Below are 19589 nucleotides of genomic sequence, written 5' to 3' on the forward strand. Positions count from 1 at the left end.
CCTACACCTGCGAGTCCGGGAACGCGATCACAGACAGGAATCGGATCGGCAGCTCCACCAGGTCCACCGGGCCGTGTGCGCCCTCGCCGTCGATCTGCAGTGAATCCCCGGCATGCAGCCGGTACACCGACCGGCTGTGGCTGTAGTCCATCACCCCTTCGAGCATGTAGATGAACTCGGTGCCGGGATGCTGAAACAGCGGGTAGGTCTGGCTCTTCTCGGTCAGCGTGACGTGCAGGCACTCGAGACGCTTGTGTTCCCCGCGCAGTGAGCTCAGCAGCTGATATTCGTGGCCCTGCTTGGTGCCGTTGCGCACGATCTCCGCACCGGTACCGGCCTTGACGAATGCGGCCGGGCGTTCCACGTCGGCACCGCGGAACAGGCTGGTCACCGGGACGTCCAGCCCGCGGGCCAGTAGTGCCAGGGTGGACAGGCTGCACGAGGTCTGCGCGTTCTCGATCTTGGACATCATGGCCTTGGAGATGCCGACCCGGGCCGCCATCTCGGCGACGGTGAGCCCGTGCTGCTGGCGCAGTTGGCGCACATTGCGGCCGATTGCGGCCTCGAACTCCAGTTCCTCGACCGGCTCGTGCGGGTCCCGCTCGCGAGCCGTTCCGGACTGGTTGCGCAGCAGCGGAACGTCACTCACGGCCGGCCCCCTGTCGTCTAACGCATCTCCCCGGCACCCACGTACGGATACGGGCTTCTGAGCAGTGTGCCACCGGCGAACCGGGAGAGCGCAAAGTCGGTCTCCGGAATGCGCGCGTCGGCACTGCGACCGTCGGTCACCAGGTCGGCGACCAACCGTCCTACCGCGGGGGCGATCTTGAAGCCGTGCCCGCTGAACCCGGCCGCCACGACCAGTCCGTCCGGCCCGCCCGCGGAGATCACCGGGTTCCAGTCCGGGGTGACGTCGTAACAGCCCGCGTAGCTGCCGGTGATTCTCGCGTCGGTCAGCCCCGGAAAACGCGTACCGACCTTGTCGACCGTCATTTCCACGAAGCCGTCGGTGGCCCGGTTCAGGTAGTCGTCGGGGTCGGCCTCTTCGCAGTGCGCGAGGTCGCTGTTGCCGAACAGGATCTCCCCGCCCAGTTCCGGGCGCACGTATTGCAGCGAGACCAGATCGGAGAACACCGGCACCGGCCCGAGATCCATTCCGGGGGAGATGGTGACGATCTGCTCGCGCAACACCCGGATCGGCACGTCGACGCCGTAGCGGGCCAGGAACGCACCTGTCCAGGCGCCGGTGGCGACCACGACGGTGCCGGCCGCGATCTCGGTGCCGTCGGCCAGCCGGATCCCGGTGACCCTGTCCCCGTCGAGAAGCAGATCGGTCACGTTGGCGCCCTGCCGTATTCGCACCCCGGCGGCCCGCGCCGACACCGCGAACGCCTGCGCAGTCTGGTAGGCGTCACCGTATCCACCGCGCGCCTCCCACCCGAACGCCGCGAACGGGCTCAGATCGGCGGTCGGCCACATCTTGGCGACCTCGTCGACACCGATCTCCTCGGTCTGCACCCCGACGGCGCGTTGCGCAGCAAGGCTTTTGCGCATCGACTCCACGTTGGGGGCGCCGACACCGACGACATAGCCGGTCTGCCGGAAGCCGATATCGGTGGCGTGATCACCCATGAACTGCTGAGGCTTCTCGAACACCTCCAGGCTGGACGCCGCCATCGCGGCCAGCGAGCTGACCCCGTAGTGGCACCGCACGATGCCGCTGGACTTCCCGGTCATCCCCGAGCCGACGGTATTACGCTCGGCGACAAAGACATCGGCGACGCCGCGTTGGCTCAATGCCCAGGCCGCCGCGGCACCCTCCAGACCGCCGCCGACGATCGCGACGTCCGCGGTCTCGTTCACAATCCGGCCCCGGGGATCCAATTCGTGCCGGCCAGCGGCACCCGGGCCATGGCGGCCGCTTCGATGGTGACCGCGACCAGGTCCTCGGGCTCCAGGTGGGTGACATGGGCCTTCCCGCAGGCCCGGGCGATGGTCTGGGCCTCCATGGTGAGCACGCGCAGATAGTTGGCCAGCCGGCGCCCACCCTCGATGGGGTCGAAGCGGGCGGCCAGTTCCGGGTCCTGGGTGCTGATCCCGGCGGGATCGCGCCCGTCCTGGAAGTCGTCGTAGAAACCGGCTGCGCTACCTAGCTTTTGGTACTCGGCCTCATAGCGGGGGTGATTGTCGCCGAGCGCGATCAGCGCCGCGGTGCCGATCGCGACGGCGTCGGCGCCCAGGGCGAGCGCCTTGGCCACGTCGGCACCATTGCGGATACCGCCGCTGACGATGAGTTGAACTTTTCGATGGACGTCGAGCTCCTGCAGTGCCTGCACGGCCTGCGGCACCGCGGCCAGGGTGGGGATGCCGACGTGTTCGATGAACACGTCCTGGGTGGCGGCGGTGCCGCCCTGCATCCCGTCGACCACCACGACATCGGCGCCGGCGTGCACCGCGAGTTTCACGTCGTAGTAGGTGCGGGTGGCGCCGACCTTGACGTAGATCGGTTTCTCCCAGTCGGTGATCTCACGCAGCTCGTTGATCTTGATGGTCAGGTCATCGGGTCCGGTCCAGTCCGGGTGCCGGCAGGCGCTGCGCTGGTCGATGCCCTCGGGCAGGGTGCGCATCCCGGCCACACGCGGGGAGATTTTCTGCCCCAGCAGCATTCCACCGCCACCGGGCTTGGCGCCCTGTCCGAGCACGATCTCGATGGCGTCCGCCTTGCGCAGGTCGTCGGGGTTCATCCCGTAGCGCGACGGAAGGTACTGGTAGACGAGGTGCTTGCTCTGGCCGCGTTCCTCGGGGGTCATGCCGCCGTCGCCGGTGGTGGTCGAGGTGCCTGCCTCGCTCGCGCCGCGGCCCAGGGCCTCCTTGGCGGGCCCGGACAGCGCGCCGAAGCTCATCCCCGCGATGGTGACCGGGATATCCAGGTGCAGGGGGTGTTTGGCGTGCCGGTCACCGAGCACCACATCGGTGCCGCAGCGCTCGCGGTAGCCCTCCAGCGGATATCGCGACATCGACGCGCCCAGGAACAACAGGTCGTCGAAGTGCGGCAGTGGCCGCTTGGCGCCCCAGCCACGGATGTCGTAGATGCCGGTCTCGGCGGCGCGCTGGATGGCGGCGATGGTGGGCCGGTCGAACGTGGCGGATTCGCGCAGGCCCAGCCGGGCCCGGTCATCGGTAGCAGTCACTAGTAGCTCGCAGAGTTGTCGACGTGGAAGTGGTAGAGGTTTCGGGCCGAGCCGTAGCGGGTGTACTCCGCGGTCTCATCGGTGAACCCGGCGGCGGCAAGAAGCTCGGCCAGCTCGGTGTGGTGTTCGGGTCGCATCTCCTTCTTGACGCAGTCCGCGCCCAGCGAGGCGACCGCGCCGCGCACGTAGATGCGGGCCTCGTAGATCGAGTCACCCAGTGCCTCACCGGCATTGCCGCGCACCACCAGCCGCCCGGCCTGGGCCATGAACGCACTCATGTGGCCGATATCGCCGCCCACCACGATGTCGACACCCTTCATGGAGATCCCGCAGCGCGCGGCCGCGTCTCCCTGAATGACCAGCAGGCCGCCATGGGCGGTGGCCCCGGCGGATTGGGAGGCGTTGCCGTTGACCCGCACGCTGCCGCTCATCATGTTCTCGGCGACGCCGGTACCGGCGTTGCCGTTGATGACGATCTCGGCCTGCTGGTTCATGCCGGCCGCGTAGTAGCCGACGTGACCGTTGACGGTGACACGGACCGGCGCGTTCACCCCGACCGCCACGTTGTGCGCGCCGTCGGGATGGTCGATGACATACTCACCCGTGATTCCGGGCTTGTGCAGCGCCGAGTTGACCTCGCGCAGTGGCATTGTGGCCAAATCGTATTGGACTAGCGTGTCCATGCGTACACCACCTCCGGTTCGGGTTCCCAGATCCTGGCCGATTCGACACCGGGCAACTCGGAGAGCGCGCGGTACTCGCTGGCCATGGCCACCCAGTCGGCTGTCTCGGCGATGACAGCGGGCTTGCAGGCGATGGCGTCGCGGACAACGGCGAAGGAATCGTGATTGGAGACAAGCAGGGTGTAGAAACCGTCGAAGGTGGCGCAGAGCTCCTTCAACGCGGTTTCGACATCACGGCCGGCGGCCAGCTGCTGCGCGACGAACCGTGCGCCCACCTCGGTGTCGTTCTCGCTGTCGAAGACCACCCCGGCCCGGCGCAGGTCGCGGCGGATGGTGGCGTGGTTGGCGAAGGATCCGTTGTGCACCAGGCACTGTTGTGGACCGACGGTATAGGGATGGCAGCCCGACGGCGTCACCGCTGACTCGGTGGCCATCCGGGTGTGCCCGACGCCCTGCCAGCCCTGGGCCTTGGCAAGGCCCCACGCGTCGGTCAGCGCGCGCGGGTGCCCGACGCCCTTGAGCACCGCCAGGTCGGCACCGAAGCCGGCGATGAGCGCCTCGGGATAGGACAGCCGCACCCGCTCCAGCAACTCCTCGGAGGAGATTTCGGCCGACAGCAGGTAGCTCGAATCCACCTGCACCACATCGATATCGGCTCCGAGATCCGGCGCCACAGCGATGTCGGTCACCGACACGCAACCCCGTCCCGGCGGCGACCACATGGGGTCCCCGTAGACCGCGACGCCGGCCGAATCAGCCCCCCGGTCCGACATCTCGCCGAGCATTCCGCTGAGCAGTGCCCCCAGCCGGGGATAGAGCTCCGGTGTGCGCAGGTGCAAACCCACGATCCCGCACATAGCGTTCCTTTCTAGAAGGCTGTCAGGTACTGGTCGACTTCCCACGGGGTGACGGTGCCGTGGTAGGTGAAGAATTCCTCGCGTTTGATGCCGGCGAAGTAGGTGGCCACACCGTCGCCGGCGGCGTCGAGCACACCGGCCACCACCGGATCGGCGTCCAACTCGTCGACCGCATGCAGCAGCGTGGGCGGCAGATTCGCGGGGCCTTGGGCGCCGACCGCGCCGGGGTCCAGGCTGCGTTTGATCCCGTCCAGCCCGGCACCCAACGCGGCGGCGATTGCCAGATACGGGTTGGCCGAACCGTCCCCGCCGCGGAGTTCGACCCGCTGGTTGTCCGGAACCCGGATGTAGTGAGTGCGATCATTGCCGCCGTAGCTGGGCTTGCGGGGCGCCCAGGATGCGCCCGACGCCGTGGTGGTGGCACCGGTTCTCTTGTAGGAGTTGACGGTCGGGGCGATGACGGACTGCAGCGCGCAGGCATGCTCGAGGATCCCGGCGATGAAGGCGTACGCGGTGTCGGACAGTCCCAGGCCGCGGTCATCGGTGTCGGCGGGAAAGACCGGATTGCCGGCGCTGGTGAGCGAGAGGTGGAAGTGCAGGCCGCTGCCGGTGCGGTCGGCGAACGGTTTGGGCATGAAGGTGGCCACCATGTCGCGTTCGGCGGCGATCATCGACAGCAGGTAGCGCAGGGTGATCACCCGGTCGGCGGTCACCAGCGCCTCGTCGAACTGAAAGTTCTGCTCGAACTGCCCGTTGCCGTCCTCGTGGTCGTTCGCGTAGTTGGACCAGCCCAGCGTGTTCATCGCCGTGGAGATCGCGGTGAGGTGTTCATACATCCGGGTGACGCCGCGGGCGTCATAACAGGGCTGGGCGGCGGTGTCGGCCGCGTCGGCGGTGACCAGGGCGCCATCTTCGTTGCGGCGCAACAGGAAATACTCCACCTCGGCGCCGACCCACGGCTCGAAGCCGGCATCGGCGGCCTGGGCCACGAGGTTCTTGAGAATAACCCGCGGCGCGTACGGCCACGGCTTGCCCTCCACGTGCGGGTCGCAGTGCACCAGCGCCAGACCCTCTTTGATGAACGGGATGGGGGTGAACGAGGCCGGATCCGGCACGGCGATCAGGTCGGGGTCCTTGGGCTCCTGGCCCATGGCGCCCACCGCATAGCCGGCGAAGCCGACGCCTTCGGTGGCCAGCTGGTCGACGGCTTCGACGGGAACCAGCTTGGCGCAAGGCTTTCCGCGCAGGTCGACGAACAGCGCGAGGATGAATCGGGTGCCGGACTGCTCGGCGAGGGTGGCGAGATCGGTGGTCATGGTTACCAGAACTTTCGTCATCTTGTTATGACTCGTCTCTTTGTAAGAAACAGAGTATCACTGTATGAAACACTTGCAAGCCGAGGAAACCCCGGCGACCGATGGTCACCGGGGAATCATCGGTAGATCAGGAGAATTCGAGCTCGTACGCCGAATCGCGGTGGAACTTGGCGTCGATACCCTTCTCTTCCTCATCCGGGGAGATGCGGATCCCCATCGTCTTCTTGATGGCGAAGGCGATCGCGAAGGCGATGACGAACGAGTACGCCATCACCGCGCCGGCCGCGACGGCCTGCTTCCAGAGCTGGTCGATGCCGCCGCCGTAGAACAGCCCGTTGATGCCGTTGGGCATGCCCTCGCTGGCGAAGAAGCCGATCAGCAGGGTGCCGATGACGCCGCCCACCAGGTGCACGCCCACCACGTCGAGGGAGTCGTCATAGCCGAACTTGTCCTTGAGCCCGACCGCGTACACGCAGATCGCCCCGGCAATACCGCCGACGAAGATGGCGCCCATCGGGGTAACCGCACCACAGGCCGGGGTGATGGCGACCAAACCGGTGATCGCACCCGAGGCCGCGCCGACGCCGGTCACGTGACCGGTCTTGATCTTCTCCACCGCCAGCCAGGCCAGTACCGCCGCGCAGGTCGCCACGAACGTGGTGACCATGACGATGGAGGCCGAATTGCCCGCTGCCAGAGCCGATCCGCCGTTGAAGGCGTACCAGCCGGCCCAGAGCATGCCCGCGCCCAGCAGCGTCAGCGGCACATTGTGCGGCTTGCGCAGCTGACCGAACATCGCGGACTTGCCGAGCACGACGGCCACCGCCAGGGCGGCCGCGCCCGCGTTGATGTGCACCGCGGTGCCGCCGGCGAAGTCGACGGCGCCCAGGGTGTTGGCGATCCAGCCGCCCACCGAGTTCTCGGTGACCACACCGTCGAAGGCGAACACCCAGTGCGCGACCGGGAAGTAGACCAGCACCGCCCAGACGGCTGCGAACACCATCCACGCGCCGAACTTCATCCGGTCGGCCACTGCGCCGGAGATCAGGGCGACCGTGATGGCCGCGAACAAGGCCTGGAACAAGGCGAACAGACTGATCGGCAGCCCGTCGATGGTTGTCATCGGTTCGAGCAGATCCGTCATGCCGGCGAATTCGGTGATGCTGCCGACGAAACCGCCCATCGAGGTCCCGAACACCATCGAGAAGCCGAAGAGCACCCAGAGCAGGCCGACCATCGCGACCGCGCCGAAGGTCATCATCATCATGTTGGTCGAACTCTTGACCGAGACCATGCCGCCGTAGAAGAGCGCCAGGCCGGGAATCATCAGCGTGAGGCCGATGATGCAACAGAGTATGAAGGCCGTGGTTCCTGTATCCATCAACATCTCCTACAGATGCGCGGCCCGAGCGGGCCGACCACTGGCAGTAACCTCCGTTTCTATTACGTGGACGGCATCGTTGCGTTGCGGACGGGTAAACGGTTTCGCTGCAAGTCAAGCGCCTGGAAGGTGGAGGAGTAAAAGGCCGTGCGTCGACCCCTTATCCTTGTCAGGACATCCCCGGCTGGTTGAGAGGTTTAACAGTGGCGCTCGTCGTGCAGAAATACGGCGGATCATCGGTGTCGGACGCCGATCGGATCCGGCGCGTCGCCGAGCGAATCGTGGAAACCAAGAAGGCGGGCAACGACGTCGTCGTGGTGGTCTCGGCGATGGGCGACACCACCGACAACCTGCTGGATCTCGCCCGTCAGGTATCCCCGGCGCCGCCCGCCCGCGAGATGGACATGCTGCTCACCGCCGGTGAGCGCATCTCCAACGCGCTGGTGGCGATGGCCATCGAGTCCCTCGGCGCGCAGGCCCGGTCCTTCACCGGATCCCAGGCCGGCGTGATCACCACCGGCACCCACGGCAACGCCAAGATCATCGACGTCACCCCGACCCGCCTGCGCGAGGCGCTCGACGAGGGGCTGATCGTTCTGGTCGCCGGGTTCCAGGGCGTCAGCCAGGACAGCAAGGACGTCACCACGCTGGGGCGTGGCGGCTCGGACACCACCGCCGTCGCGTTGGCGGCCGCGCTGCATGCCGACGTCTGCGAGATCTACACCGACGTGGACGGCATCTTCACCGCCGACCCGCGCATCGTCCCCAACGCCAAGCACCTCGACAGCGTCTCGTTCGAGGAGATGCTGGAGATGGCGGCGTGCGGCGCCAAGGTGCTGATGCTGCGCTGCGTGGAATACGCCCGTCGCTACAACGTTCCGATACACGTCCGCTCGTCGTATTCGGATAAGCCAGGCACCATCGTCAAAGGATCGATCGAGGACATCCCCATGGAAGACGCAATCCTGACCGGAGTCGCCCACGACCGCAGCGAGGCGAAGGTCACCGTCGTCGGTGTGCCCGACGTACCCGGATACGCCGCCAAGGTGTTCCGTGCGGTCGCCGACGCCGACGTCAACATCGACATGGTGTTGCAGAACATCAGCAAGATCGAGGACGGCAAGACCGACATCACCTTCACCTGCTCGCGGGAGAACGGTCCGTCCGCTGTGCAGAAGCTGACCTCACTGCAGGGCGAGATCGGGTTCACCCAGGTGCTGTACGACGATCACATCGGCAAGGTGTCGCTGGTCGGGGCCGGGATGCGCAGCCACCCCGGCGTCACCGCCACGTTCTGCGAGACGCTGGCCGACGCGGGGATCAACATCGACCTGATCTCCACCTCGGAGATCCGGATCTCGGTGCTGATCAAGGACACCGAACTCGACACCGCCGTCGCCGTGCTGCATGAGGCCTTCGGCCTCGGCGGTGATGAGGAAGCCGTCGTCTACGCGGGAAGCGGTATCTAGGTCGTGGGGCGAGCGAAGCGAGGGGGGAAATAGCATGGTGTCGATAGGTGTGGTCGGCGCGACCGGTCAGGTCGGCCAGGTGATGCGCGCGCTGCTCGAGGAGCGCAACTTCCCGGCGAGCTCGGTGCGGTTCTTCGCCTCGGCGCGTTCCGAGGGTAAGAAGCTGACCTTCCGCGGCCAGGAGATCGAGGTCGAGAACAGCGAGACCGCCGACCCCTCCGGGCTGGATATCGCGTTGTTCTCCGCGGGCGCGACCATGTCGCGGGTGCAGGCACCGCGGTTCGCCGCGGCAGGCGCCGTCGTCGTCGACAACTCCTCGGCGTGGCGCAAGGACCCCGAGGTGCCGTTGATCGTCAGCGAGGTCAACTTCGACCGCGACGCGGCGAATCGGCCGAAGGGCATCATCGCCAACCCGAACTGCACCACCATGGCCGCGATGCCGGTGCTCAAGCCGCTGCACGACGAGGCCGGCCTGACCCGGCTGATCGTGTCGAGCTACCAGGCGGTTTCGGGCAGCGGGCTGGCCGGGGTGGAGGAACTCGCGTCACAGGCGCGTGCCGTGATCGACGGGGTCGAGCAGCTGGTGCACGACGGCTCGGCGCTGAACTACCCGGCGCCGGTCAAGTACGTCGCACCGATCGCCTTCAACGTGGTGCCGCTGGCCGGTGCGCTCGTCGACGACGGCTCCGGCGAGACCGACGAAGACCAGAAGCTGCGCAACGAGAGCCGCAAGATCCTCGGTATCCCGGAGTTGCTGGTGTCGGGCACCTGTGTGCGGGTGCCGGTATTCACCGGGCACTCGCTGTCCATCAATGCTGAGTTCGCCCAACCGCTTTCGCCTGCGCGGGCCCAGGAGCTGCTGGCCGGCGCGCCGGGCGTGACGCTGGTGGACGTGCCGACGCCGCTGGCCGCCGCCGGGGCCGACGACTCGCTGGTCGGTCGGATCCGTCAGGATCCGGGTGCGCCGGAAGGTCGCGGCCTTGCGCTGTTCGTGTCCGGTGACAACCTGCGAAAAGGTGCCGCGCTGAACACCATTCAGATTGCCGAGTTGCTCGCCGCCCAACTCTGATCCTCGCCGAAACTGTATTCCAGAAGGAAAAGTGCGAGTAACCACCTTCTGGAACGCAGTCTCGGGGGCTGTGGTGTCGGCATTGGTGCTCTCGGCGCCCGTGCACGCTGATCTGGCCCTGCAACCGGGCCAGGTCATCATGCTCGGCCCGGTGGCCGGGACGGGCACTGCAACAGGGGATTACGGGATCGGCGCGACCGATCTGTGTGAGTTCATGGAGTTCCCCAGCCGGCTGCTGCAGGTGTGTGGTGACAGCTTCGCGGGGCAGGGCGTCGGCTACGGCGGCTGGTACTCCCCGATCGCCCTGCACGTGGACCCCGACTCGATCGACGCCCCGGCGGGAATCCGCATCACCGGGGTGACCGGTACCTCGATACCGCTGCTGGCCGACCCCACGCCCGCCGGCGCGTCGCAGCTCCCGGCGGGCATCGTGTCGATCAACCGCGAGAACTACATGCTGGTCACGACCACGCAGAACCTCCGCCCGTCCAGCTCGCGTCTGGTGAAAGCCGATGCCGCTAAGGGCAATTGGCCCACGATCGCGGGATCGGAGCGGCCGGCCGATTTTGCCGGCGGTGGGCAGTCCCAGATCAGCGGCTACTACGACCCCATCCCGACCTCGGATTCCGAACGTGGCTGGGTCTACATCGTGGCCGACAACTTCGACCGCAGTGCACCGGCGACGCTGTATCGCGTGGCGCCGCAGAACTTCACCGATCGCAGCGCCTGGCAGGGCTGGTCGGCGGTGGCGGGGTGGGGCCAGGAACCGACCCCGTTGTGGCCCGACCGGGTGGGCGAGCTGAGTGTGCGCCAGATCGACGGCAAGACGGTGTTGTCCTACTTCAACGCCGGCACCGGCAACATGGAGGTCCGGGTGGCGGCCGACCCGACCAAGCTCGGCTCCGCGCCGGTGACGACGGTGGTGGTCGGCTCGCCGTGGCCGGATCGGCCGGAGGACCTGCCCGCGCCCCGGGACAATCGGCTGGCCCAGCCGTACGGCGGCTACATCTCACCGGCCTCGACGCTGGACGATCTGCGGGTCTTCGTCAGCCAGTGGAACACCACACCCCGCGGCGGCACCCCCTACCGGGTGATCCAGTACGCGGTGCATCCGTTTCATAGCTGATTCACATGCTCTATCCAGCTGCCACATTGCCGCTCGTCGGCATCATGAATCCATGAGCGAAGAAGCCGACAACTCGACCAGCACCACGGCACCCGTGGCAGCAGCCGCAGCACCCCCGCCGCCCCCCGCGGTGGTGGTGCCGACCGAAGAGCATCCTCGACGTAACCGGGTCACCCAGGTGGCCGCCTGGGTGGGCATCGTCGCCGGCGTCACCTTCGTCGTCGCCGTGATCTTCTTCTCCGGCTTCATCCTGGGCAAGAGCTCCGACGGTGGCGGGCACCATCGCGGCGGGCCGGACCGCGAGAGCGGGGTGTTCCACCGTGGCGGGCCGCCGATGGGACCGCCGCACATCTTCTTCCCGGGCGGACCGGGCGGACCCGGTGGACCGGGCGCCCAGGGTGGCCCCGGGTTCGGACCGGGATTCCAGGGCCCACAGCAGGGGCAGGGCCCGGGGCCCGGAAACGCACCGGCCACGCCACCGCGCCCCTGAAACATTAAGAGGACCCTCGCGGCCACGTGAGGAATCATCCGTAACTCTTGGCACTCTGACCTCATTCGTGAGAGTGTCGCTAACCATGACACGCCGACCGCTGCGCATTGCCGCGTTTGTAGCGGCCCTCGTGGTATTAGCGGGCATTCCCGGCTGTAGCCTGCGCGGGGCCGCTCCCGACGTCGCCGCCTCGACCGTATTCGCCGTCGGGGACTGCGTGGAAATCGACGCGGACGCGGCCCCGACGCCGGATCCGGTGCAGGCCAGCGAGGTGTCCTGCACCCAGGACCCGAGCTACACCGTCGGGGCCACCACCAACGCCGCCGGTGAGTGCCCCACCACCGAGTACCAGCATCTGCCGACCGACTACGCCGAACCGTCGACCGCCCGGCTGTGCCTGGTGCCCAATCTGGTCGCCAACCAGTGCTACCTGATGGAGATGCCGATCGGGCTGGTCGAGAAGGCCTCCTGCGATGACCGCGACGACGGCGTGCTGGTGCAGGTCACCCAGCGTCTGGACGTCCGGGATCAGTCCGCGTGCCCGGTGATCGCCGGTTCCTACGCTTGGCCGTATCCCGCGCCGGCCCGCACGTACTGCACGCAGACACTTTTCTGACTTTGGCATGATCGAGCCATGCGGCTGATTGCACTGGCCGTCGGGGTGGGAGTGGCTCTGGCCCTCGCCGCTCCGGCTTCGGCCCGACCGTCCGATCCCGGCGTCGTCAGTTACGCGGTCCTGCCGAAAGGGTCGGTCAGCAACATCATCGGCGCACCGCTGGCCTGGGAAGCCGAGTTCGGCAACCCGGTCCAGGCGTTCTACGTCGACAACCCGGCCTGCAACAACTGGGCCGACATCGGTCTGCCCGACGTGTACGCCGATCCTGACCTGGCGTCGTTCAACGGCGCCGTCGCGCATACCTCCGCCACGGATACGACCCGCCTGGTCAAGCAGTCGGTCGGCGTCTTCGCCACCGACGACGCGGCCACCCGCGCGTACCAACGCGTGACCGACCGCACCGCCGGATGCGCCGGCCAGACCACCACGATGCACCTGGACAACTTCGTCAACCAGGTGTGGACGTTCTCCGGCGGCGCCGCGACGCCGACCGACGCGGTCTGGGTGAAACAGGAGGGCGGGACCGACCGCCGGTGTTTCGTCCAGACCCGTTTGCGGGAAAACGTTCTGCTGCAGGCGAAAGTCTGCCAACCCGGCAACGGTGGGCCCGCGGTCAACGTGCTGGCCGGGGCCATGCAGAACACCCTCGGGCAATAGCGGCGAGCAAAACCCTTGGGAATATGTCAGACCTGTCTGGAAGATTGAAGTAACACGGGCTCATCGGGTTGAGGGCTCCCAGCGTCCAGGTCCGGGGGAGGAGTGGTGCGGATGACCACCGCTGCCGCGCGGGACATGGAGTGCGCGTCCGGGCGGGCCGCCGCCGCGATCGCGGCGAACTGTCTGCACGACGGGCCGATCGGCAAGGTCGGTCTGGAGATCGAGGCGCACTGCTTCGACATCACCGATCCCATGCGCAGGCCCGGCTGGGATGAGCTCAGCGACATCATCGCGACGGTGCCCACCCTGCCCGGCGGCAGTGCCATCACCGTCGAACCGGGCGGCGCCGTGGAACTGTCCGGCCCACCGGCCGACGGCGTCGCCGACGCGATCACCGCCATGGCCGCCGACCGCACCGTGCTCACGCACCATTTCGCCGCGCGCGGACTGGGCCTGGTGTTGCTCGGCGCCGATCCGCTGCGGCCCGCACAGCGCATCAACCCCGGCGCTCGGTATCAGGCGATGGAGAGCTTCTTCACCGCGACGGGTACCGCCGCGGCCGGGGCGGCCATGATGACGTCGACGGCCTCGGTCCAGATCAACATCGAGGCCGGCCCGCGGGCGGGCTGGGCGGACCGGGTCCGGCTGGCCCACGCGCTGGGCCCGACCATGATCGCGTTGTCGGCGAACTCGCCCCTGCTGGGCGGACACTTCACCGGATGGCGCAGCTCCCGCCAACGCGTCTGGGGGCAGCTGGACTCGGCACGGTGTGGCCCGGTGCTGGGCGACAGCGGCGACGATCCCTCCGCCGACTGGGCGCGCTACGCGCTGCACGCCCCGGTGATGCTGGTCCGCACGCCCGACGCGGTACCGATGACCGAGTTCGTCTCCTACGCCGACTGGGCCGATGGCCGCGTCCCCCTGGATGCCCGCCTGCCCGGCGATGAGGATCTCGAGTACCACCTGACCACGCTCTTCCCTCCGGTGCGTCCGCGGCGCTGGCTGGAAATCCGGTACCTCGACAGCGTGCCCGACTCCCTCTGGCCGGCCGTGGTGTTCACCCTGGTCACGTTGTTGGACAATCCCGCAGCCGCCGAGATCGCCGCCAGTGCCACCGAGTCGGTTGCCGGTGAATGGGATCTGGCCGCACGGGCCGGCCTCGCGGATCCGGGCCTGCGCGCCGCGGCGGTGACATGTGTGGCCGCCGCCGCCGAGCATGCCCCGGCCGAACTGGCCGATGCGATGGCGCGGCTGCTCGCCGATGTCGAGGCCGGCCGCTGCCCGGGCGATGACTTCTCCGATCTCGTTGTCGAACATGGGATACCGACGGCCCTGACCCAACTGGCGAGGAACGATTCGTGACATCACCGCACACGCTGGCCACCGAACTGACCCGGGCCCGGGAGCGCACGCTGGCCCTTGTCGACTTCGATGACGCCGAACTGCATCGCCAGTACGACCCGCTGATGAGCCCGCTGGTGTGGGATCTCGCCCACATCGGGCAGCAGGAAGAATTCTGGCTGCTGCGCGACGGCGACCCCAACGCCCCCGGCATCCTGGCACCCGAGATCGACTCGCTCTACGACGCATTCGTGCATTCCCGCGCCAGCCGCGTCGACCTTCCGCTGCTCCCGCCCGCCGACGCCCGCGCCTACTGCCGCACCGTCCGCGACCGTGCCCTCGACGTGCTGGACCGCACCGACGGTGACGAGGCGTTGTTCCGCTTCGGGTTGGTCGTTTCCCATGAGAACCAGCACAACGAGACCATGCTGCAGGCGCTCAACCTGCGCACCGGCCCCGCACTGCTGAGTACGGGCGGGGCGCTGCCGCGCGGCCGCGCCGATGTGGCCGGAACCTCGGTGCTGATCCCCGGGGGCCCGTTCACCCTGGGCGTCAACGCATCCGAGGAGCCGTACTCGCTGGACAACGAACGTCCCGGCCATGTCGTGCACGTCGAGCCGTTCCGGATCGGGCGGGTACCGGTCACCAACGCGCAATGGCGCGAGTTCATCGCCGACGGCGGTTACCGGACCCCGCAGTGGTGGTCCGAGCGCGGGTGGACCCATCGCGAGCAGGCCGGACTGAACGCGCCCGCATTCTGGCACGCCGACGGCAGTCGCACCCGGTTCGGCCACCGCGAGACCATCCCCGATGACGAACCGGTGCAGCACATCACCTACTTCGAGGCCGAGGCGTTCGCGGCGTGGTCGGGTGCCCGGTTGCCGACCGAGATCGAGTGGGAGAAGGCCTGCGCGTGGGACCCGGTGGCCGGGGCGCGTCGCCGATTCCCTTGGGGCGAAGCACAACCCACATCCGAGCTGGCCAATCTCGGCGGCGATGCCCTGCGCCCCGCGCCGGTGGGCGCCTACCCGGCGGGGGCGTCGGCCTACGGGGCGGAGCAGATGCTCGGCGATGTGTGGGAGTGGACCACCTCGCCCCTGCGACCCTGGCCCGGGTTCACTCCGATGATCTACGACCAATACACGGTCCCGTTCTTCGACGGCGACTACCGGGTCCTGCGCGGCGGGTCCTGGGCGGTGGCCGCGGGCATCCTGCGGCCCAGCTTCCGCAACTGGGACCATCCGATCCGCCGGCAGATCTTCTCCGGTGTCCGCCTGGCCTGGGACGCCTGATGTGTCGCCACCTGGGCTGGCTCGGTGCGCCGGTACCGGTGTCCGCATTGGTGCTCGATCCGCCGAGTGGTCTTCTGGTGCAGTCGTATTCGCCACGTCGGCAGAAGCACGGCACCATCAATGCCGACGGTTGGGGCGTCGGGTTCTTCGATGGCGGTGTGCGCCGTTGGCGCAGCGACAAACCGTTGTGGGGCGACGCATCGTTTGCGTCGGTGGCTCCGGCGCTACGCAGTGACTGCTTCGTCGCCGCGGTGCGTTCGGCGACGGTCGGCATGCCGATCGAGCCGTCGGCCTCGGCGCCGTTCAGCGATGGCACCTGGCTGCTCTCGCACAACGGGATCGTCGACCGCGCCGTCCTTCCGGCCTCGGCGACGGCCGAATCCACCGTCGACAGTGCGGTGCTGGCCGCGCATATCTTCGAGCGCGGCATGGGCGCGCTCGGGGACACCGTCGCCCGCGTCGGTACCCGAGACCCGGGTGCCCGGCTGAACATTCTGGCCGCCAACGGTTCCAGCCTGCTCGCCACCACCTGGGGCGACACCCTGTTCTCTCTGCACCGCGACGACGGCATCGTGCTGGCCAGCGAACCCTATGACGATGACCCGTCCTGGCGTGACATCCCCGACCGGCACCTCGTCGAGGTGACCGGCACGAACCTCACGCTCACTCCCCTGGAAGGACCCTCATGACCACCGGCACGGCCTCGGACCTGTCCAAAGCTCTGCGTCGCGACGTCCGGCACGGCCTGGCGCAATCGCCGAAAACTCTGCCGCCGAAATGGTTTTACGACGCGAAGGGCAGTGATCTCTTCGACCAGATCACCCGGCTGCCCGAGTACTATCCCACCCGTACCGAGGCCTCGATCCTGCAGGACCGGGCAGCCGATATCGCGGCCGCCTCGGGCGCCGACACTCTGGTCGAGTTGGGCAGCGGCACGTCGGAGAAGACGCGACTGCTGCTCGATGCCCTGCGGGACAGCGGTGCGCTGAAGCGCTTCATCCCGTTCGACGTCGACCCCAGTGTGCTGCGCGATGCCGCCCGCGCGCTGCACGCCGAATACCCCGATATCGAGATCGAGGTGGTGTGCGGTGATTTCGAGCAGGACCTGGGCACGGTGCCCAAGGTCGGCCGCCGGATGGTGGTCTTCCTCGGGTCCACGATCGGGAATCTCACCCCCGAACCCCGCGCCGCATTCCTTGCCGCGGTCGCCGACACCATGCAGCCGGGCGATTCGCTGCTGCTGGGCACCGATCTGGTCAAGGATATCGGCCGGCTGGTGCGCGCCTATGACGACAGTGCCGGTGTCACGGCCGCGTTCAACCGCAATGTGCTGACCGTGGTGAACCGCGAACTCGACGCGGACTTCGACCTGGACGCCTTCGATCATGTCGCGCGGTGGAACCCCGATGAGGAGCGCATCGAGATGTGGTTGCGCTCGACCGCGGATCAACGGGTCCGGATCGCGCAGCTCGATCTGACCGTCGAGTTCGCCGCCGGAGAGGAGATGCTGACCGAGGTGTCCTGCAAATTCCGGCCCGAGGGTGTGGAAGCCGAATTGGCCGCCGCCGGACTGCGCCGCACCCACTGGTGGACCGATGACGCAGGCGATTTCGGTCTCTCGCTGGCGGTGAAATGAGCCTGCCCGACACGTGGCGGGCGGCCCGGGTGCCGGTGGCGGGCCTGCATCTGGACAGCGCGGCCTGCTCGCGGCAGAGCAATGCGGTGATCGACGCGGCAGCCACCCACGCCCGGCACGAGGCCGAGGTCGGTGGCTACGTCGCGGGCGAGGCCGCGGTGCCGGCGCTGGACGCCGGACGGGCCGCGGTGCGCGCCCTGGCCGGGATGCCCGATGCCGAAGTCATCTTCACCACCGGCTCCAATCACGCGCTGGATCTGTTGTTGAGCAGTTGGACCGGGCCACGCACCGTGGCATGCCCGCCCGGAGAGTACGGCCCGAACCTGGTCATCATGGCGGCCAACGGGTTCGAGGTGCGCACCCTGCCCGTCGACGAGCTGGGCCGGCTCCGGGTCGACGAGGCCGCCGCGGTGTTGGAGGCCGATCCGCCGGCGCTGGTGCATCTGACCGTGCTCGGCAGCCACCGCGGGGTGGCGCAACCGCTGGCCGAGTTGGTGCCGGTATGCCGGTCGCTCGGCCTGCCCCTGGTGGTCGACGCGGCCCAGGGGCTCGGGCACGTGGACTGCGCGGTGGGCGCCGACGTCCTGTATTCGTCCTCGCGCAAGTGGGTGGCCGGGCCGCGTGGTGTCGGCGCGCTGGCGGTGCGGCCCGAGTTGTACGGCCGGTTGACGCCGCGATGGGCGCCGATGGAGTTGCACGAGGCCAATATCAGCTCGCGCCTTGGTTTTTCGCTGGCATTGGGGGAGCATCTGGCCGTCGGCCCGGAGCTGGTGCGGGCCCGGCTGGCCGAGGTCGGCCGGCTCACCCGGACGGTGCTCGCCGACATCCCCGGATGGGAGGTGGTCGAACCCGTGGACGAGCCGACCGCGATCACGACGCTGCGGCCCACCCAGGGCTCCGAACCGACACCGGTGCGCGCCACGCTGATCGCCGAACACTGCATCGTCACCACGGCGTGCGAGGTGGCGCGGGCTCCCGGCGAGATGGCCGGGCCGGTGCTGCGGGTGTCTCCGCATGTGGATGTCGAGGCCGCGGAACTGGAGCTTTTCGCCGAGGCGCTCGTCGCGGTCACCTGAAGGTCAGTGGGTGCGCCGTCCGATAGCGCGCCAGCACCCCGGGTGCTGCCTCGGCCTCGTAGCGGGCGGATTCGCCGACCGACCACGCCGGTGGCAGCTCCGCACCGGACAGCACCCATGCCGCCTGACGGGCCGCGCCGAGTGCCACGTATTCCGCCGGGGTCGGCACCTGCACCGCGGTGCCGAAGATGGCCGGCGCGATGCGCCGCACGGCCTCCGACCGCGCGCCACCACCGACCAGGATGATGCGCTCGACATCGATGCCCTGTGCGGTGATCGTGTCGATGCAGTAGGCCATCGAGCTGAGCAGCCCCTCCACCGCGGCACGGGCGATGTTCGCGGAGCTCAGGTTTCGGGTCGTCATTCCGTGCAGTGCACCGGCTGCCTCGGGCAGGTTCGGCGACCGTTCCCCGTCGAAGTACGGAACCAGTACCAGGCCTTCGGCCCCCGCCGGGGCCGACAAAGCGAGCCGGTCGAACTCCTCGAAATCCACACCCAGCATCGTCGCGACCGCGGCCAGCACCGGCGCGCCGTTGAGGGTGCACACCAGCGGAAGATGACGTCCGGTCGCATCGGCAAAACCCGCCACGATGCCCTCCGGGTCGTGCGGGGCCGCCGATCCGACCGCGCTCACCACTCCCGAGGTTCCCAGCGACACGACACAATCGCCGGCTCCGGCGCCCAGCCCCAGCGCGGCAGCGGCGTTGTCACCGGCCCCGGGTCCCAGCAGGATTCCCTGCAGCGTCTCGCCCGCCGGGTCGTGGGGTCCCAGGACCTGCGGAACCATCGGCCGCCGGCCTCGGAAGGCAAGCTCGAGCAGGTCGGTCTGATAGCTGTCGGTGTCGGCCGAGTAGTAGCCGGTGCCGCTCGCATCGCTACGGTCGGTACGCAGATCCGCGATATCGGAGCGGCCGCCCAGCCGCCAGGTCAGCCAGTCGTGGGGAAGGCAGACCGCCGCGGTCGCGTCGGCGTGATGGGGTTCGTGATCGGCCAGCCAGCGCAGCTTGGTGGCGGTGATCGACGCGACCGGGACGACGCCGACGCGTGCGGCCCATCGTGCGGGACCGCCGAGTTCACCGACTAGTTGCTCGGCGGCCGTACCGGATCGAGTATCGTTCCACAGCAGGGCATCTCGTATCACCGTGCCGGTCGAGTCCAGGCACACCATTCCGTGTTGTTGGCCGCCCACCGCCATCGCTGACACGGCGTCGACTCCGCCCGCCATGGCCAGTGTGCGCTGCAGCGCACGCCACCACAGCTCCGGATCGACCTCGGTTCCTCCGGGGTGCGGCGATGACGCCGAACGCACGATGCTGCCGGTCTCGGCGTCGCAGATCACGACCTTGCAGGACTGGGTGGACGAGTCGATGCCCGCCACGAGTGTCACGT

The 19589-nt window shown here is 68.3% G+C and carries 19 protein-coding genes; 11 read left to right on the plus strand and 8 right to left on the minus strand.

The features are described 5' to 3' along the window. Window position 1 precedes the first annotated feature (1 nt). The 7 genes from EXE63_RS17295 to EXE63_RS17325 form a co-directional block, all read right to left on the minus strand. Entirely contained in the window at window positions 2-649 is a 648-nt protein-coding gene (locus EXE63_RS17295) for a type II toxin-antitoxin system RelB family anti-toxin (RefSeq protein ID WP_067992014.1), read from the minus strand. 17 nt (window positions 650-666) lie between these two features. Further along, the gene (locus EXE63_RS17300) at window positions 667-1863 is read right to left on the minus strand and encodes an NAD(P)/FAD-dependent oxidoreductase (protein ID WP_168142959.1); all 1197 of its coding nucleotides are present in this window, start codon (window positions 1861-1863) and stop codon (window positions 667-669) included. Then, a complete protein-coding gene (locus tag EXE63_RS17305; protein WP_168142960.1) occupies window positions 1860-3191 on the minus strand; it encodes an FMN-binding glutamate synthase family protein in 1332 nt (443 codons plus the stop codon). Before EXE63_RS17305 ends, EXE63_RS17300 begins: the two co-directional genes overlap by 4 nt. Next, a complete protein-coding gene (locus tag EXE63_RS17310) occupies window positions 3191-3874 on the minus strand; it encodes a protein glxC (protein ID WP_168142961.1) in 684 nt (227 codons plus the stop codon). The genes EXE63_RS17305 and EXE63_RS17310 overlap by 1 nt, the downstream gene beginning before the upstream one ends. Continuing rightward, on the minus strand, window positions 3862-4731 hold the full coding sequence (locus tag EXE63_RS17315) for a class II glutamine amidotransferase domain-containing protein (protein WP_168142962.1): 870 nt from the start codon (window positions 4729-4731) through the stop codon (window positions 3862-3864). Before EXE63_RS17315 ends, EXE63_RS17310 begins: the two co-directional genes overlap by 13 nt. 11 nt (window positions 4732-4742) lie before the next feature. Continuing rightward, a complete protein-coding gene (gene glnT, locus EXE63_RS17320) occupies window positions 4743-6047 on the minus strand; it encodes a type III glutamate--ammonia ligase (RefSeq protein ID WP_168142963.1) in 1305 nt (434 codons plus the stop codon). 127 nt (window positions 6048-6174) lie between these two features. Beyond that, window positions 6175-7428: an ammonium transporter gene (locus EXE63_RS17325; RefSeq protein ID WP_168142964.1), complete on the minus strand. Its 1254-nt coding sequence runs from the start codon at window positions 7426-7428 to the stop codon at window positions 6175-6177. Between the two features lie 203 nt (window positions 7429-7631). On the opposite strand from EXE63_RS17325, the gene EXE63_RS17330 reads away from it, so the two are divergent. The 11 genes from EXE63_RS17330 (at window position 7632) to egtE (ending at window position 18200) form a co-directional block, all read left to right on the plus strand. Beyond that, the gene (locus tag EXE63_RS17330) at window positions 7632-8897 is read left to right on the plus strand and encodes an aspartate kinase (protein ID WP_168142965.1); all 1266 of its coding nucleotides are present in this window, start codon (window positions 7632-7634) and stop codon (window positions 8895-8897) included. A gap of 34 nt (window positions 8898-8931) precedes the next feature. After that, window positions 8932-9966, plus strand: coding sequence for an aspartate-semialdehyde dehydrogenase (locus EXE63_RS17335; protein WP_168142966.1), 1035 nt, complete (start codon window positions 8932-8934; stop codon window positions 9964-9966). Between the two features lie 70 nt (window positions 9967-10036). Next, window positions 10037-11092, plus strand: coding sequence for a DUF4185 domain-containing protein (locus EXE63_RS17340; RefSeq protein WP_234904598.1), 1056 nt, complete (start codon window positions 10037-10039; stop codon window positions 11090-11092). A 52-nt stretch (window positions 11093-11144) separates the two neighbouring features. Beyond that, on the plus strand, window positions 11145-11582 hold the full coding sequence (locus EXE63_RS17345; RefSeq protein WP_168142967.1) for a hypothetical protein: 438 nt from the start codon (window positions 11145-11147) through the stop codon (window positions 11580-11582). Between the two features lie 85 nt (window positions 11583-11667). Next, window positions 11668-12198: a hypothetical protein gene (locus tag EXE63_RS17350; protein WP_234904537.1), complete on the plus strand. Its 531-nt coding sequence runs from the start codon at window positions 11668-11670 to the stop codon at window positions 12196-12198. An 18-nt stretch (window positions 12199-12216) separates the two neighbouring features. Further along, the gene (locus EXE63_RS17355; RefSeq protein ID WP_168142968.1) at window positions 12217-12855 is read left to right on the plus strand and encodes a sensor domain-containing protein; all 639 of its coding nucleotides are present in this window, start codon (window positions 12217-12219) and stop codon (window positions 12853-12855) included. Between the two features lie 111 nt (window positions 12856-12966). After that, window positions 12967-14217 (plus strand): ergothioneine biosynthesis glutamate--cysteine ligase EgtA, encoded by a 1251-nt coding sequence (egtA, locus tag EXE63_RS17360; protein ID WP_168142969.1) that lies wholly within the window; start codon window positions 12967-12969, stop codon window positions 14215-14217. Continuing rightward, window positions 14214-15488, plus strand: a complete 1275-nt coding sequence (gene egtB, locus EXE63_RS17365; protein ID WP_168142970.1) for an ergothioneine biosynthesis protein EgtB — start codon at window positions 14214-14216, stop codon at window positions 15486-15488. Before egtA ends, egtB begins: the two co-directional genes overlap by 4 nt. Next, window positions 15488-16177, plus strand: coding sequence for an ergothioneine biosynthesis protein EgtC (gene egtC / locus EXE63_RS17370; protein ID WP_168142971.1), 690 nt, complete (start codon window positions 15488-15490; stop codon window positions 16175-16177). Before egtB ends, egtC begins: the two co-directional genes overlap by 1 nt. Further along, window positions 16174-17124, plus strand: a complete 951-nt coding sequence (gene egtD, locus EXE63_RS17375) for an L-histidine N(alpha)-methyltransferase (RefSeq protein WP_168142972.1) — start codon at window positions 16174-16176, stop codon at window positions 17122-17124. Before egtC ends, egtD begins: the two co-directional genes overlap by 4 nt. Next, on the plus strand, window positions 17121-18200 hold the full coding sequence (gene egtE, locus EXE63_RS17380; RefSeq protein WP_168142973.1) for an ergothioneine biosynthesis PLP-dependent enzyme EgtE: 1080 nt from the start codon (window positions 17121-17123) through the stop codon (window positions 18198-18200). Before egtD ends, egtE begins: the two co-directional genes overlap by 4 nt. Here the strand turns inward: egtE and xylB are convergent. Beyond that, window positions 18193-19587, minus strand: coding sequence for a xylulokinase (gene xylB / locus EXE63_RS17385; RefSeq protein WP_168142974.1), 1395 nt, complete (start codon window positions 19585-19587; stop codon window positions 18193-18195). The two genes, egtE and xylB, sit on opposite strands and share 8 nt — an antisense overlap. Window positions 19588-19589 lie beyond the last annotated feature (2 nt).

Source organism: Mycolicibacterium frederiksbergense (assembly GCF_012223425.1).
Taxonomy (GTDB): Bacteria; Actinomycetota; Actinomycetes; order Mycobacteriales; family Mycobacteriaceae; genus Mycobacterium; species Mycobacterium frederiksbergense.